The 15,587-nt window shown below is 56.5% G+C and carries 15 protein-coding genes and 3 tRNA genes; 10 read left to right on the forward strand and 8 right to left on the reverse strand.

Translation table 11 applies throughout. From position 1 onward, the window contains the following. Positions 1-12 precede the first annotated feature (12 nt). The 4 genes from PQR63_RS10890 (at position 13) to PQR63_RS10905 (ending at position 1,907) form a co-directional block, all read left to right on the forward strand. Positions 13-88, forward strand: a tRNA-Ala gene (locus PQR63_RS10890). Between the two features lie 105 nt (positions 89-193). Continuing rightward, a tRNA-Glu gene (locus PQR63_RS10895) sits at positions 194-269 on the forward strand. Between the two features lie 41 nt (positions 270-310). Next, positions 311-386 (forward strand) — tRNA-Glu (locus tag PQR63_RS10900). A 729-nt stretch (positions 387-1,115) separates the two neighbouring features. Further along, positions 1,116-1,907 carry an enoyl-CoA hydratase-related protein gene (locus PQR63_RS10905; RefSeq protein ID WP_408167886.1) on the forward strand — a complete coding sequence of 264 codons (792 nt, stop codon included), beginning with the start codon at positions 1,116-1,118 and terminating at the stop codon, positions 1,905-1,907. 77 nt (positions 1,908-1,984) lie between these two features. On the opposite strand, the gene PQR63_RS10910 is transcribed toward PQR63_RS10905, so the two are convergent. Both PQR63_RS10910 and PQR63_RS10915 read right to left on the reverse strand, forming a co-directional pair. After that, positions 1,985-2,566 carry a DJ-1/PfpI family protein gene (locus tag PQR63_RS10910; protein ID WP_094564453.1) on the reverse strand — a complete coding sequence of 194 codons (582 nt, stop codon included), beginning with the start codon at positions 2,564-2,566 and terminating at the stop codon, positions 1,985-1,987. A gap of 78 nt (positions 2,567-2,644) precedes the next feature. After that, positions 2,645-3,562 (reverse strand): LysR family transcriptional regulator, encoded by a 918-nt coding sequence (locus PQR63_RS10915; protein WP_408167887.1) that lies wholly within the window; start codon positions 3,560-3,562, stop codon positions 2,645-2,647. A 165-nt stretch (positions 3,563-3,727) separates the two neighbouring features. Between PQR63_RS10915 and PQR63_RS10920 the strand changes: the two genes are divergently transcribed. The 3 genes from PQR63_RS10920 to mmsB all read left to right on the forward strand — a co-directional run bounded on the left by PQR63_RS10920 (position 3,728) and on the right by mmsB (position 7,484). Beyond that, positions 3,728-4,942, forward strand: coding sequence for an ABC transporter substrate-binding protein (locus PQR63_RS10920; RefSeq protein ID WP_408167888.1), 1,215 nt, complete (start codon positions 3,728-3,730; stop codon positions 4,940-4,942). 107 nt (positions 4,943-5,049) lie between these two features. Continuing rightward, on the forward strand, positions 5,050-6,558 hold the full coding sequence (locus tag PQR63_RS10925; RefSeq protein ID WP_408167889.1) for a CoA-acylating methylmalonate-semialdehyde dehydrogenase: 1,509 nt from the start codon (positions 5,050-5,052) through the stop codon (positions 6,556-6,558). Between the two features lie 32 nt (positions 6,559-6,590). Further along, on the forward strand, positions 6,591-7,484 hold the full coding sequence (mmsB, locus tag PQR63_RS10930) for a 3-hydroxyisobutyrate dehydrogenase (protein ID WP_408167890.1): 894 nt from the start codon (positions 6,591-6,593) through the stop codon (positions 7,482-7,484). A 204-nt stretch (positions 7,485-7,688) separates the two neighbouring features. Here the strand turns inward: mmsB and denD are convergent, their stop codons facing one another. Next, complete coding sequence (denD, locus tag PQR63_RS10935; RefSeq protein ID WP_408167891.1) at positions 7,689-8,663, reverse strand: D-erythronate dehydrogenase; 975 nt, start codon at positions 8,661-8,663, stop codon at positions 7,689-7,691. Between the two features lie 169 nt (positions 8,664-8,832). Here denD and PQR63_RS10940 point away from each other — a divergent pair, with 169 nt between their 5' ends. Next, positions 8,833-9,609, forward strand: coding sequence for a FadR/GntR family transcriptional regulator (locus PQR63_RS10940; protein ID WP_408167892.1), 777 nt, complete (start codon positions 8,833-8,835; stop codon positions 9,607-9,609). 53 nt (positions 9,610-9,662) lie between these two features. Here the strand turns inward: PQR63_RS10940 and PQR63_RS10945 are convergent, their stop codons facing one another. The 5 genes from PQR63_RS10945 to PQR63_RS10965 form a co-directional block, all read right to left on the reverse strand. Then, positions 9,663-10,211: a DUF4865 family protein gene (locus PQR63_RS10945; RefSeq protein WP_408167893.1), complete on the reverse strand. Its 549-nt coding sequence runs from the start codon at positions 10,209-10,211 to the stop codon at positions 9,663-9,665. A 147-nt stretch (positions 10,212-10,358) separates the two neighbouring features. Beyond that, entirely contained in the window at positions 10,359-10,775 is a 417-nt protein-coding gene (locus PQR63_RS10950) for a MarR family winged helix-turn-helix transcriptional regulator (protein WP_408167894.1), read from the reverse strand. A gap of 205 nt (positions 10,776-10,980) precedes the next feature. Next, on the reverse strand, positions 10,981-11,556 hold the full coding sequence (locus tag PQR63_RS10955) for an elongation factor P (RefSeq protein ID WP_408167895.1): 576 nt from the start codon (positions 11,554-11,556) through the stop codon (positions 10,981-10,983). A gap of 144 nt (positions 11,557-11,700) precedes the next feature. Further along, the gene (earP, locus tag PQR63_RS10960) at positions 11,701-12,888 is read right to left on the reverse strand and encodes an elongation factor P maturation arginine rhamnosyltransferase EarP (protein WP_408167896.1); all 1,188 of its coding nucleotides are present in this window, start codon (positions 12,886-12,888) and stop codon (positions 11,701-11,703) included. 138 nt (positions 12,889-13,026) lie between these two features. Further along, entirely contained in the window at positions 13,027-13,818 is a 792-nt protein-coding gene (locus PQR63_RS10965) for an SDR family NAD(P)-dependent oxidoreductase (RefSeq protein WP_408167897.1), read from the reverse strand. Between the two features lie 90 nt (positions 13,819-13,908). Between PQR63_RS10965 and PQR63_RS10970 the strand changes: the two genes are divergently transcribed. Beyond that, a complete protein-coding gene (locus PQR63_RS10970; RefSeq protein ID WP_408167898.1) occupies positions 13,909-14,865 on the forward strand; it encodes a bifunctional helix-turn-helix transcriptional regulator/GNAT family N-acetyltransferase in 957 nt (318 codons plus the stop codon). A 138-nt stretch (positions 14,866-15,003) separates the two neighbouring features. Then, positions 15,004-15,480, forward strand: a complete 477-nt coding sequence (locus PQR63_RS10975) for a MarR family winged helix-turn-helix transcriptional regulator (protein ID WP_094564440.1) — start codon at positions 15,004-15,006, stop codon at positions 15,478-15,480. Positions 15,481-15,587: the final 107 nt, after the last annotated feature.

Raw genomic sequence — 15,587 nt, forward strand, 5'->3', positions numbered from 1 at the left:
GCTTCTTCGCAAGGGGGTATAGCTCAGCTGGGAGAGCGCTTGCATGGCATGCAAGAGGTCAGCGGTTCGATCCCGCTTACCTCCACCAGCGGCTCAGTATTAACTGAGTGGTAAAAGTAGTAGAGTAAATGCTAGTAATAAACTGTGATGCCACACAGTCGGTAGTAAGGTAACAGCTGCGGGACAACACAACGTCCCCATCGTCTAGAGGCCTAGGACATCACCCTTTCACGGTGAGTACGGGGGTTCGAATCCCCCTGGGGACGCCAGCGTTATCGAGTACTAACTGAATTACTGCAACCGGACAATTGTCCCCATCGTCTAGAGGCCTAGGACATCACCCTTTCACGGTGAGTACGGGGGTTCGAATCCCCCTGGGGACGCCAAAACATAAAACGCCCGCTTCTGCGGGCGTTTTTGTTTTTGCGTCACCAAGTGATGTGCCTGCGCACATCACGCGGGGGATTCGAAGGGTTTCGCTTACCAGCGAAACCGCGGCCTGCCGAAGGTAGGCGAATCCTCGGACGCGCAGCGTTCGTTAGCCGGCGGGCGGGCCCGCACCGAAAAAATAAATTCCAAGAACAAACAGCAATGTTTCTGCAAAGCCGAAACGAACACGTCCGCAACGCGGACGAAGCTGAGGTCGGACCCGCGCAGCAATCAGTCCAGCAAAGAAAGCAGCGATGTTCCAGCGAAGCCGGAACCAGCAGCGCGCCCGCAAAGCGGGCGAAACAGGCGTCCGAGAAAACGCGGTAGCGAGTCAACGCCATCAGCCAAAAACATCGCTCCACACACGCTAAAACGCGACGTCGCAATCATCCATCACCAGCAACGCCACTGGATTCTCGCGTTCGCGAGAACGACAGACAGGAAGAGGGCAGAATGATGAAGTACATCAATTCATCAACCCACCAATTTCTCCAGCCAAATTTTTTGCGGTGCATCTCCACCCAACCCCAAACTTTGTCCTCCCAAAGACAACCCATCCCCCCATTTCCCGCTAATCTCCCTCCTCAAATTCCACCAATCCCATTTTTCTTTTACTATCTATCGATAGCAGCACCAAAACCAGACGCCCAAGGCGCACCGAAGAACCGACACCCAAGGAGCACACCATGAGCCAAGCCGCCGATCTCGTCATCGACGCGCGCGGGGTAGCAACCATCACCCTGAATCGACCCGAAGTCCACAATGCCTTCGACGACCTGCTGATCGCGCATCTGATCAATCTGATTGCGCAGGCCAGAGACAATCCGCAAGTCAAAGCCCTGGTACTTGCTTCAACCGGCAAATCTTTTTCTGCCGGCGCCGATCTCGGCTGGATGCGCCGCATGGCGGATGCCTCGCGTGAGGACAACATCAAGGATGCGCATCAGTTGTCGGCACTGATGGAAGGCCTGAACAATTTTCCTTGTCCGACTGTCGCCAAAATCCAGGGCACGGTCATGGGCGGCGGCGTTGGCCTTGTGGCTTGCTGCGATATCGCCATCGCCAGCGACAACGCTTTTTTCGCCTTATCCGAAGTCAAGCTTGGTCTTGCTCCCGCCGTCATCAGTCCGTATGTGATCGCCAAGATCGGCGTCTCTCAGGCGCGCCGTTATTTCGTTTCGGCAGAGCGCTTCTCTGCAATTCGCGCCGCCGCCATTGACCTCGTGCATGAAGTGGTGCTGGCGACTGAGCTGGATGCAAAGACCGAGCAGATCATCGCCACGCTGCTGGCTAACGGTCCGCAAGCCATGCGCCGCGCCAAGGAGCTGGCGCAAGCGGAAAATCCGTTGCCGTGCACGCCGGCGCTGCGCGACTACACCACGGGAGTGATCGCAGATCTGCGTGCTTCGGAAGAGGGAAAGGAAGGGTTGCGTGCTTTCCTCGAAAAGACACAGCCCGGCTGGATTGCCAAACACTGACCGGGCATCTTTGCTGGCGTCAAAAAGAAAAAGCCGCCGTCCATTACAGACGGCGGCTTTTTTATCGCACCGAAATCCTAGAGCTTGATCTCGGTTCCCAGCACTTTGAGGAATTGCGCCAGCCATTCCGGGTGTCCCGGCCAAGCAGGCGACGTCACGAAATTGCCATCGGTGACGGCGCTGTCGACTGCAATATCCGCATAGTGACCGCCAGCCAGTTTGACCTCCGGAGCGCAGGCCGGATAGGCCGAGATCTTCTTGCCTTCAATCACACCTGCAGCAGCCAGCAACTGCGCGCCATGGCATACGGCGGCGATCGGCTTCTTCGCTTCCGCGAAATGACGCACGATGGCAATCACCTTGTCGTTCAGGCGCAGATATTCCGGCGCACGGCCACCGGCGATGACGATGGCGTCGTATTTGGCAGGATCCACATCATCGAAACTGGCGTTGAGGGCGAACTGATGACCTGGTTTTTCTGTGTAAGTCTGATCGCCTTCAAAGTCATGAATGGCGGTCTTGATCTTGTCGCCGGCTTTCTTGCCGGGGCAGACGGCGTGCACGGTGTGACCGACCATTTGCAGCGCCTGGAAAGGCACCATGGTTTCGTAATCTTCGGCAAAGTCGCCGGTCAACAATAAAATCTTCTTTGCTGCCATGCTGATCTCCTTGGTTGCGGGCCGGATGGCCCGGTTGGGGTGTTTCACTTCCGTAGCTTGCGCGCTGATAGCGCGTTCTTATTTGATCCACGTCATCTGACGCGACTTCCCCATTAAAAATTCCTTGTTCGGCTCCATGCAGTCGCGCAAATAACTCCACAGTGCCGATACCCGCGCCACATGTCGTTGCTCGCTGGCCGCGACAAGCCAGAACGAACGCATGATTTCCACTTCATTCGGCAGTACCGGCACTAACTCATCCGATTGCTGCGCCAGGAAGCAGGGCAGGATCGCCAGTGCCTGACCGCTGCGCGCCGCCGTGTATTGTGCGATGACGCTGGTACTGCGAAAGGCGCGGAAGGCTTCCGGCGCGATGTTTTCCTTGTAGCGCAGCTCTTCGCTGAATACCAGGTCGTCGATATAGCCGATGAAGTTGTGGCGTTCCAGATCGGCGACCTTGCCGATGGCGGAGTGATTTGCCAGATAGGCCGGTGTGGCGTAGAGCTTCAGTGCATAGTCCGCCAGTTTCGTGACAACGTAATTACCGCTGACAGGCCGCTCGATGGTAACGCTGATGTCGGCTTCGCGTTTTGACAAATTGACGAAGCGCGGCATCGGCAGCATATCGACCGAGATATGCGGATTGCGCGCGCAGAAGTGGGCGATATGCGGCGCCAGTACAAAGGTGCCGAAGCCCTCCGTCGCCCCCAGCCGCACCTGGCCCGACAGCAGGCGGTTGTGGCCGCCCAGTTCTTCGGAGGCGGCATAGACGGTGCTTTCGATCTTTTCGGCGTATTCGACCAGGCGGTAGCCATCGGCGGTCAGACTGTAGCCGTGGTTGTTGCGGTCGAACAGCTGGCTGCCGACTTGTTCTTCAAAGCGTTTGATGCGGCGCGACACGGTCGAGTGATCGATGCCAAGTTTCTTGGCGGCATCGACCAATCCCTGACTGCGCGTGAGTTCCAGAAATACGCGGAGGTTATCCCAGTCCAGCATGTTGTCTCCATTCAGCACTTCGATCTGCTTTGTTGCAGGTGTTTTGCAATTATGCAAAAGCCTTTTGAATTATTGGTTATTGTAACGATATTAACGCACATGCAAAATGAGTCTCGAAATCGCCACAGAGCAATTTCATAAAAAAACATATAACGAGGAGACTCCATGCAAAAAAACATCCGTGCCGCCCTGGCAATGGCTGCGCTTTCCCTGACCTGTATTTCCGCCGCCGTTCAGGCGCAAAATTCCGACACCGTCAAAATCGGCATCCTGACCGACATGTCCGGCCCGTATTCCGCCATGGGTGGTCAGGGCTCGGTAGTCGCCGCCAAGCTGGCGATCGAGGATTGCCTCAAGGCCGAATGCAAGGGCATGAAAATTGAAGTGCTCTCGGCTGACAATCAGAACAAGCCTGACGTCGGCGTCACACGTGCGCGTGAATGGCTGGACCGCGACAAGGTCGAGGCGATTGCCGATCTGACCAATTCGTCGGTGGCGCTGGCGGTGCAGAAACTGATCAAGGAAAAAGGCGGCATCGCCATGTACAGCGGCCCGGCAACCGGCGCGCTGACCACCGCTGAGTGCGCGACGAACGGCTTCCACTGGATGTTCGACACCTATTCGCAAGCGGCCGGTGCAGCTGCTGCGCTGACCAAGCTGGGTAACAAGTCGTGGTATTTCGTAACCGTTGATTATGCCTTTGGCCATTCGCTGGAGAAGGACGCTTCCGACGTCGTCAAGGCCAACGGCGGCACCGTGCTGGGTTCGGTGCGCCACCCGCTGAACGCTTCCGACTTTTCGTCCTTCCTGCTGCAGGCGCAGGCTTCCAAGGCCCAGGTGATCGGCCTGGCTGACGGCGGCACCGACGTCGTCAATGCGATCAAGCAGGCGCGCTCATTCGCCGTGGGCGGCAAGGATCAACGCTTGGTCGCGCTGCTGGTGTTCCTGTCCGACGTCCATGCGTTGGGCCTCGATGCGGCCCAAGGCCTGGTCTACACCGATGGCTTCTACTGGGATTACGACGAACAGACACGCGGCTTCTCCAAGCGTTTTGAAGCGCAATTCAAGAACAACAAACCGACCATGGTGCAGGCCGGCGTGTATTCCAGCGTGTATCACTTCCTGAAGGCGCGCGCCGCAGCGAAGACGTCGGACTGGAAGGTCGTCTCGCAAAAGATGCGTGAGATTCCAATCAGCGACGTCGTCATGCGCAATGCGTCCATCCGTCCTGACGGCCGCGTGATCCATGACATGTATCTGTACCAGGTCAAGTCGCCGGCCGAATCCAAGGCGCCTTGGGATTATCTGAAATTGTTGTCGACCATTCCGGCACAGCAGGCTTTCCGTCCTATGGATGCCGCTTGCCCGCTGGTCAAGTAAGTTAGTTCAAGCAGAGATTCAAGATTTCCCGAGAGTCGTGTTTCAACATTGTCTGTCATCTCCGACATGGCTTTCGGTTTCTACTTCATCACTATGGAAAACGCATCATGAGCCAAGCCAACATTCCTAACGTTCCCCTCTACATCAACGGCGAACATGTCCAGTCGACTTCCAAAGAATGGCGTGACGTGATCAATCCGGCCACGCAGGAAGTCGTCGCGCGCGTGCCGTTTGCGACTAAAGAAGAAGTCGATCGTGCCGTCGCCAACGCCAAAGAAGCCTTCAAGACCTGGCGCAACACCTCGCTGGCGCAACGCATGCGCATCATGCTCAAGTTCCAGCAACTGCTGCGCGACAATATCGCACCGTTGGCCGAACTGATCACGCGCGAGCACGGCAAAACCTTGCCGGACGCCGAAGGCGAAGTCATGCGCGGTCTGGAAGTCGTCGAGCACGCCTGCTCGATCACCTCGCTGCAACTGGGTGAACTGGCCGAGAACGTGGCCGGTGGTGTCGACGTCTACACCATTCATCAGCCAATCGGCGTGGGCGCAGGTATCACCGCGTTCAACTTCCCGGTGATGCTGCCTTGCTTCATGTTCCCGATCTCGGTTGCCTGCGGCAATACCTTCGTGCTGAAACCATCCGAACAGGATCCGACATCATCGCTGTTCCTGGTCGAACTGGCCAACAAGGCCGGTCTGCCACCAGGCGTGCTGAACGTCGTGCATGGCGGCCCTGACGTTGCCAACATGATCTGTGACCATCCCGATATCAAGGCCGTGTCCTTCATCGGTTCGACCCATGTCGGTACGCACGTTTATCGTCGTGCCAGCGAAGCAGGCAAGCGCGCGCAATGCATGATGGGTGCAAAGAACCACTGTATCGTGCTGCCTGATGCACCGAAGGATCAAGCCATCAACAACTTGCTCGGCGCAGCATTCGGTGCAGCGGGTCAGCGTTGCATGGCCAACTCCGTGGTGGTGCTGGTCGGTAAGACCAAAGAATGGATTCCGGAAATCGTCGAGCGTTCCAAGGCCATGAAGGTCGGTCCAGGCAGTGATCGCAAGGCCGATGTCGGCCCGCTGGTTTCCAAAGCCGCGAAAGAGCGCGTCGAACGTCTGATCGGCATCGGCGTGGAGCAGGGCGCCAAGCTGCTGCTGGATGGTCGCAATTGCAAGGTCGCCGGTAATGAAGCAGGCAACTTTGTCGGTCCGACTGTCTTCACTGGCGTCAAGGCAGGCATGGACATTTACGAACAGGAAATCTTCGGACCAGCGATGTGCATCGTCGAAGTCGAAACCCTGGACGAAGCGATCGCCTTCATCAACGCCAATCCGAACGGCAACGGTACTTCGATCTTCACATCGTCGGGCTGGGCTGCACGCAAGTTCCAGAACGAAATCGACGTCGGTCAGGTCGGCATCAACGTGCCGATTCCAGTACCTGTCGCGTATTTCAGCTTCACCGGTTCGCGCGCTTCCAAGCTCGGCGATCTGGGCCCGAACGGCAAACAAGCCGTGCTGTTCTGGACGCAAACCAAGACCGTGACAGCGCGCTGGTATGCGCCGGATGAAGAAGCCGGTCAGGTCAATACCACGATTTCGCTGAAGTAATCCGCATCCACTCAGAGAAAAAGGAGAACAACATGAGCGCCGATATCGCTTTCATTGGTCTGGGTAACATGGGTTTGCCGATGGCGCAAAATCTCGTCAAGGCGGGATATTCGGTTAGCGGCCACGACCTCGTCAAAGCCAGTGTCGACAAACTGGTCGAAACCGGTGGCGTGACCGAAGCCGATGCCATGGCTGCGGTCACCAAAGCCAAGGTGGTGATTACCATGCTGCCGGCGAGCAAGCATGTGGAATCCATCTATCTCGGCGACAAGGGTATCCTGGCCAACATCAAGCCGGGCACCTTGCTGATCGACTGCTCGACCATCGCACCGGAAAGCGCCCGCAAGGTCGCCGCCGCAGCGCTTGAGAAGGGCTTCACCATGCTGGATGCGCCGGTCTCCGGTGGCACCGGCGGCGCAACGGCGGGCACGCTGACCTTCATGGTCGGCGGCACCGACGACGGCTTCGGTCTCGCCAGGCCTTATCTGGAAAAGATGGGCAAGGCGATCTATCACGCAGGCGGCAGCGGCAGCGGCCAGACCGTCAAGGTCTGCAACAATATGCTGCTGGGCATCCTGATGATCGGCACCTCGGAAGCAATTCGTCTCGGCATCGCTAACGGCATGGACCCCAAAGTCCTGTCGGAAGTGATGTCCAAGAGCTCTGGCCGCAACTGGACGCTGGAGGTCTATAACCCTTGCCCCGGCGTGATGGAAACGGCGCCGGCGTCGAAGGGCTATGCCGGAGGTTTCGGCGTCGACCTGATGCTGAAGGATCTGGGGTTGGCGGTAGAGAACGCACTGGCTACGGGCAGCAGCGTGCCGATGGGTTCGCTGGCGCGCAACCTCTACGACATCCACAGCAAATCAGGTGCGGGCGGCTTGGATTTTTCCAGCGTGTTCAACATGCTGGCGAAGGCGAAGTAGCAGGGAGTTGTAGTTGGTAGTTGCTGTTTAGCTGCGCGCCGTGGCGGGGGAGTCGACACGGTTGCGCGGTCTCCGTTGGTATCATCTGGCGCGGATGTCCTTAGTGATATCCGCGCTTTTTTTGTACATATAGATGGTGTGCGCAGAAAAGAAAAACGGCGTCATTGCGGACGCCGTTTTTTCTTGGAAAATGAATGTGGAAAATTACTTCTTCACTTCATCTTCAATATGCGCTTTCACGATGCTGGCGAAGTCGCTGTCGGCGGTGAAGCCCAATGCCTTTGCGCGTTTCGCTTCAAAGTTGCCAGGCCAGGAGTTGACAATGCGCTTGATGGCTTCGTCTTCTTTCCATTCGATCAGCTTGACCACGTCGGCACCGGCGACTTGTTCCAGTGCATCGACCATCTGACGCACGCTGACCGACAAGCCGTCGATGCTGAGGAAGCGTGCCAGGCCCAGATCGGCGCCGTTGATTTCGTGACCATGGATCAGGTTATCGATTGCTTTGCGTGGCGACATCAACCACATGCGCGTGTCAGGGCTGACCGGGCACACCGAAGGCTGACCGTTCAGCGGTTCGCGGATGATGCCGCTGGCGAAGCTCGATGCCGCCTTGTTCGGTGCGCCGGGACGCACGGAAATAGTCGGCATGCGCAGCGCGCGGCCGTCGATAAAGCCTTTGCGGCTGTAATCATTGACCAGCAATTCGCCCATGACCTTTTGCGCGCCGTAGGAGCTTTGCGGCATCAGCAGGGCGTTGTCCGGAACTTGTGCCGGTAGTTCGCCCCCGAACACAGCGACTGAGCTGGTGAACACCAGACGCGGTTTTGTGCCGAGCGCGCGGGCGCGTTCCAGGATGATGCGGGTGGCGTCGAAGTTGATCTTCATGCCGAGTTCGAAATCGGCTTCGGCGTGGCCGCTGACGATGGCTGCCAGATGGAAGATCGACTGCGTGTCCTTGTTGATGACGCGCTCGATCACGGCGGCATCGGCGATATCACCGACCACAGACTCAATGCGCGCATCGTCGAAACCTTGTGCAGCGACCACGTCGAGCAGGGTGATGCGGCTGATGGTTTGCTGCTTGCCGTCGCTGCCGGTCAGTTGACCGCGCTTGAGCAATTGACGCGCCAGACGGCTACCCAGAAATCCAGCGCCGCCGGTAATAACGATATGCATGTGATGTTCTCCTGAAACCCGCTCATGGTCCTGCAGGAAGGCCCTGAACGGTTTTGTTAGTTAAGTGAAATCTTAAAGTTGTCATACAACTTTGCGGTCAGTGTAAAAAGAAAGCGGTATCATGTCAATCAACATGAAAAATACTCAGCTCTCAAAAACTAATCTCAACATGCCGCTGCCCACCAGTCTGGTTTCGGCCAAGGGTACGCTGGCCGACCGCGTTACCACGACCTTGTACGACCAGATCCGTCAGGGCGATTTTGCGCCCGGCGAGCGCATGCCGTCGGAGAATGAGTTGACCGAGCGTTTTCAGGTTAGCCGTACTGTGATTCGCGAAGCCATCTCGCGGCTCAAATCGGAAGGGCTGGTCGGGTCGCGCAGAGGCAGCGGCACTGTCGTTCTGGCGCCAAACAACGCCACGCCGTTTCGCCTCGATATCGATGTACAGGACTCGATTCAGGCGGTGTTGCGCGTGATTGAGTTGCGGCGCGGCGTGGAGGGCGAGATGGCCGCGCTGGCGGCTCAGCGGCGCACCAAGGCGCAGAACCTGCGCATTCAGCAGGCGCTGAAGAGCATCGACAAAGCGGTGCACGAGGGCAGGGATGGCGTGCAGGAAGATTTCGCTTTCCATGCGGCTATATCCGAGGCGGCGCACAATCCGCTCTATACCTCGTTGCTGGAATTTCTGAGCCAGTTTTTGCAGGCGGCGATCCGCGTGGCGCGTATCAACGAAGCGCGGCGCGAAGATTTTCGGCAGCAGGTGCGTGATGAGCATGCCGTAATTGCGCAGGCCATTACTGATGGCGATGCCGATGCGGCGCGTGCGGCGGCATTGCGGCACATGGAGAATTCAGCAGTACGCATTCATGCTGCTGACAAGGAGTTCTGGGCCAGCGAAGGCGGCAAGGCCGCCCGCCATCTGGCGCAGGTAAAAGGGCTGGAATAGATTGCAGGCAGATGCAGGTTGATCTGCCTTTTTGCCTTATTTGGTTTTCCGACTCATGCCATGCCCGGTGCCGAAAGATGCGCCACTTCAAAACTTTTCCCTTGGTGGGAAGATACCGGTGCCACATGCCACAGCGATATCCTCATTAATTTCCACGCATTGGTGTCCAGCCCGAGAAAGACGGAGTGCAGACCATGTTCATGCGTCATCGCTTCGGCATCGGTCGCTTGCAACTCGCACAGTTGCGCCAGATCGACGTCTTCAGGGATATCAATGAATTGCTGAATCGCCAGTACCGGCGTTTGCGTCGCCGCCTGTCCTTTGAAGAAGGCGATCTTGTTCCAGCGCTGTACGACCGGGCGGCCATACTTGGCAATCACCGCGCGAAAGGCATCCGACAGCAGGAAGTCGCTCATGCCACTTAATTCATTCCAGATATAGAACGGCGTGTAGCGCGCCGGACTTCCATCGATGGCGTCCGCGACCAAAAAGGCTTTTGTATAGAGTCCCGGAAGCTGATCAAATCGGCTGCCGATTTCTTTGACGCGTTGCCTGACGGCTTCCGCATCGGTAACGTCAAATCCGTATTGCATGGCGAACATGGTTTTCTCCTGGTGTTGAAAATGGAAGTGGGGGTGAATCAAATGGGTCTTTGCCGATGGGCTGTGGTACGCGTATTTGTTGGGCGCAAGTAATTAGCAATGCAACTATATTGGCTAAAAAATAGGCGCCGGCATAAGGAGTAAAAATCACTCCAGCGCAGCGCGCACATCTCTGATTTTCAGGACTGCATCGGCAAATTCTTCCTTGCCCAGAATCTTTCTTATCTTCTCTGCTGCGCCGCCTGCAGAAGCATTCAATGGCACTTTGATTTCTGTGCCGGCAGCAGTCGGATAAACCGATATCTCCCGGCCATCTCCTTCTGTACGACGGCGTTCAAGGAGGCCTTTTTGTTCCAGCGTGTCTAAGGCGCGCGTGGTGGTCGAGCGTGCGATGGCAAGCTCTGCCGCCAATTCGCTCTGCAGCATCCCGGGCCTGTCGATAATGGCCCTGAGCATGAAGCCCTGCGGTGCAGTCAGGCCAAACGGCGCGAAGGCTTCCGCCCACTCACGCTCAAGCCGGCGGGACAATGCTGCGGTATTGAAATAGAGGCAGTGATCAAACATGAATCAACGATACGGCAATTTAATTCGCAATGCAACTATATTTTTATTAGATGTATTCTGTAGTGCAGTGCCAGGTAACGTCGGGGGAAGGGGCGGATGGAAAACGGCAGGGAGGAGGGGATTCTGATATTTGGGCGAATGTCCGAGAAATAAAAAACGCCGCGAAGAACGCGGCGTTTTTATATGCACTTCTGAATAACTAGAATCAGTTACGAACAACCTTCTTGTATTCGTTGGTGCGTGTGTCGATTTCGATCTGGTCATCCTGGCTGACGAACAGCGGAACCATCACGACGATCTGATTTGCTTCGATCGCGTTTTCGATCTTGGCTTCCTTCAGGACGTTGCCCGAAGTGTTGCCCTTGACTGCCGGTTCCGAGTAGATAACCTGACGAACGATAGTTGTCGGCAGTTCGACCGAGATTGCCTTGCCGTCATAGAAGACCGCTTCGCATGTCATGCCGTCCTTCAGGTAACCCAGTGCGTCGCCCAGGTTTTCGCCTTCGATTTCGTACTGGTTGTATTCGGAATCCATGAACACGTACAGCGGATCAGCGAAGTAGGAGTAAGTCACTTCCTTCTTGTCCAGCACGACCACTTCGAACTTGTCGTCGCCGCGGAAAACGTTTTCTTGTGGGCTGTTGGTCAGCAGGTTCTTCATCTTCCACTTGTAAGTGAAACCAGTGCGGCTCGAACCGTTGACGTCAGAGCGCAGGACGATCATTGGCTTGCTATCAACCATAATGATGTTGCCGACGCGAATTTCTTTTGCAAATTTCATAGCGAATATACGTAAAAAGTAGGTTGCGTAAAAATCTTCTGTAGCCTACTGGCAAAAAAACACCGCAAGCCCACGTACGATTAAATTGTTAATGCATTGATGCTTAAAAATTAGCCCTATATTTTAACCTAATTTTCTGGCGCTTCAGACTCTCGGTGGAACTGTTTCTACAAACTTCAGCAAATTCGTCGCCAAATCGCCGTTTGCCAGCAACACCTGCTCCCAATCCGTGGACAGGCTGGCAATGTTTGGCAGGTCAGCTTCCAGGTTGTGCCACAGCGCAGCGACGTTGACCGCTTCTGCCGCAGCGCCATTCCATGCCAATGCCAGTGCGGTCAGGCTCTCTGTTGCCGCCGTGCAGGTTTTCAGGAAAGCCTTCAGTTTGACGTGATGCAGGTTCTCGTCTTGTGGATAGATATGCCAGATAAAAGGCTTTGCGGCCCATTGCGCGCGGACGAAGGAGTCTTCGCCGCGTACAAAATTGACGTCGCAGGCCCATAGCAATTTGTCGTAGTCGGGTTGCGGCACAAAGGGAATGACGCGCACGGTCAATCTACCGCGCGTGGCATGCGCACCCGCAGTCACGGGCTGGCCGAGAAAGTCCGTCACGGCATCACCGCCGACGCCTTCCGGCACCAGGCACAAAACGTCCCGCTCGCTTGTGTTCGCTTGCCACGCCGCAAACAAGTCCGAGATAGGTGCTTGCGGATAGCAGAAAAGCGACATCTTGAGCGCGGCCATTTCTGTGACGGTCACGCCGAGCCGCGCAAGAAAATCGGCAGCAGCGACAGGATCAGCCAGAAAAGCTTCACGTTCTGCAATCAGGTCCGATTCCACTTGCAGGCCGCCGGTGCGCTTGTTGAAACCGGGAAAGAAGAAGTACTTCGTCAGCGGCAATTGCGGATGTGGCGAAGGCAGCATATGGCAGCCTTCCACCCAGGTTTCGGCCGTCAAGCCTTCCAGATTCAGCCACGCCGGACGCGGAGTGCATTCGGACATCGCCTTGATGTAGCCAGGCGGGATATCACAGGCGAAGAATTCAATAACGATGTCGGCAACGTCGTCGGCGGCAAAGACGCCATGTTGATCGCGCCAGTGTCGCACGGTGATGCCCAGTACATTTTGCACATCGGCATTGCTGTCGACGTCGGGGCAGATCCGCTTGAAGCTCGCCAGATCGTCAACCCACAAAGTGACGGCAACGCCATGTTCGTGCGCCAGTTGCCGCGACAGCCGCCAGCAGATGCCAATGTCGCCGAAGTTGTCGACCACCTTGCAGAAGATGGCGAACGAGATGTCGAGAGACGACTGCGAGGATATTTTCGAATGCATTTCTGGAGTGTTCGGTATGCGGATGGCAGGCAATAGTCGGCATTTTTTCGACCGTTATCGTGCAGCCACGCATGATACAGGGGATTCGCGGCGTCGAGCGAGGGCTTGTACATGCGGGCGCACACTGGCCGTAGGCGTTCATGACGCGAGGAATCCTCCATCCGCGGCCAGCACATGACCGACAACATAAGATGCTGCATCCGATAGTAGCCAGAGCACGGCTTCGGCGACTTCCTCAGGTTGTCCCATGCGTTTGAGTGGCAAGCCCGCCGCCACTGCGGACATGTCGGCAATGCCTGATGCCAGCATCATGTCGGTGACTACCCGGCCCGGAGCAATCGCGTTGATGCGGATGCCTTGGGGTGCGTATTCCATGGCTGCCGATTTCATCAGAGAGATGGTGGCGGCCTTGGAGGCGGAGTAGAGCGCCAGTCCGGGATTGGGATTGCGTACACCGCTGACAGACGTGTTGATGACGATGCTGCCGTTGCCGCGCGCCAGCATGGGCGGCAATTGATATTTCATGCACAAAAATACGGCACGGACGTTGGCGTCGAAGACGGCGTCGTAAATGCCGGATTCCTGTGCGTGCAGAGATGCGCGCCGTTCCTGGCGGCCGGCGTTGTTGAAGGCCGCATCCAGGCGTCCGAAGCGTGTCAGGACAGTGTCGATCAGCCGCTGGACGTCGTTTTCCTGTGTCACGTCGGTTTGTACGTAGCAGCTCTGTGCGCCGGCGGCGAGGCATTCGGCGGCTACGGCTTCTCCCTCTGATTGACGCCGGCCTGCAATCACCACGGCGCTTGCCCCCGCCTGCGCCATGCGAATCGCTGCGGCACGGCCGATGCCGCTACCGCCGCCTGTCACCAGAACAACCTTCCCGGCCATGTTGTGCGGACTGGCGTTGGATTCCTTTTTCGGCATCGTTTCCATGTGGTTTCTCCTGATGAGAGGCATTTCTAGCGTGATGATTTTTGGATTTATAGTTGTATAATACAACTATATTGAAAAGGAATGGAAAACATGCAAAAAGCGGACTCCTCAGTAGATTTTTCTTTCGTCGACGGCATCCGTACCGCTTCGCGCCGGATGGTGCGCGAGCTGGGCTTCATGCAATCCACACTGGCGGCGACCGACTATCCGCCGTCCGCAGTCCATGCGATTATCGAGATCGGCGCACGCAAGTCGATGAGTGCCGCACAGCTTGCCGAATTCCTCGGCCTGGAAAAATCCAGCGTCAGCCGTATGGTGCGCAAGCTGGTGGAGGCCGGCGAATTGCAGGAGCAGGCCAGCGACGTTGACGGCCGCGTCAAATGGCTGGCGCTGACGCCTCAAGGCCGCCGTACACTAACCGCCGTCCAGTCGTTTGGTCGCAAACAGGTCGTTGGCGCACTGGAGCAACTGAATGCAGATCAGCAGCAGGCTGTGGCCCAGGGACTGAGCGTGTATGCCCAAGCGCTGGAGGCGCGCCGGTCGGGCGAGGCGATCGTGCAAGCCGATGACATTCGCATCGTTGCCGGTTATCACACCGGAGTGATCGGCCGAATCGTGCAGATGCATGCGATGTTTTATGCGCGCAGCGTGGGCTTCGGCAGTTATTTCGAAAGCAAGGTGGCGGCAGGACTGGCGGAATTTGCTCCTCGTCTTGAGCATGCGCGCAACGGGCTATGGTTGGCGTTGCAAGGGGAGCGAATTGTCGGCTCGGTCGCCATAGATGGCCAGGATCTGGGCGACAACAAAGCGCACCTGCGCTGGTTCATCGTCGACGATGGTTTGCGTGGGGCAGGGGTAGGACGCCGTCTGATGGATGCCGCCATGGTATTTTGCGATGCGCAGGAGTTTGCCTCCATCCAGCTATGGACCTTCAGGGGACTTGATGCGGCACGCCGTCTGTATGAAGGCTACGGCTTTCAGCTCAAGGAAGAATGGCCGGGTGCGCAGTGGGGCAAGGAGATGGTGGAGCAACGCTTTGAACGTTGACTGGCGTTGGTGGTGTATTGAAACAGGCTGATTCAAAGGCAAACTTGCATCTTCGCAAGTTTGTTGTATTTTTAAATCAGTGCAGATTTTCATTTAAATTGCTTGCAATTTAATTTTTGACTATGTATTATTCAATCCATGGCAAACGCAAACACATCGACGACACAGGCAGCAGCGATTGATCAGGCACTCATGCTTGAAAATCAATTGTGCTTCGCCATGTACTCGGCGTCGCTGGCGATGACCAAGGTGTACAAGAAGATACTGAAAGACATCGATCTGACGTATCCGCAATATCTCGTGATGCTGGTCTTGTGGGAAAAGGACGAAGTCACGGTTTCCGATCTGGGCGGCAAGCTGTTCCTCGATTCGGGCACCCTGACACCTTTGCTCAAGCGCATGGAAACGATGGGTTTGCTGCATCGTGCCCGTGATGTGGAAGACGAGCGCCGCGTGGTGGTGCGCCTGAGCCAGGAAGGCCGTGCTCTGCGCAAACGGGCAATCGCCGTTCCGCAGCGACTCATGTGCTCCTTGCCACCGCTCGAACAGGTTGCTAATCTGCGAGAAGAGCTTAAAGTCCTGCGCAAGGGCTTGCTGGATGGCGCAGAAGATTAGTCGTACAGGTTGATCGTTTCACCCATGCTGTCGTTATAAAAGTGACAGCAATCGGTAAGTAGCAGAAGTGAGTTTTTATACATATTATTTATATTGTTAACAATTTT

Source organism: Herbaspirillum rhizosphaerae, assembly GCF_046025915.1.
GTDB classification, from domain to species: Bacteria; Pseudomonadota; Gammaproteobacteria; order Burkholderiales; family Burkholderiaceae_D; genus Herbaspirillum; species Herbaspirillum rhizosphaerae_A.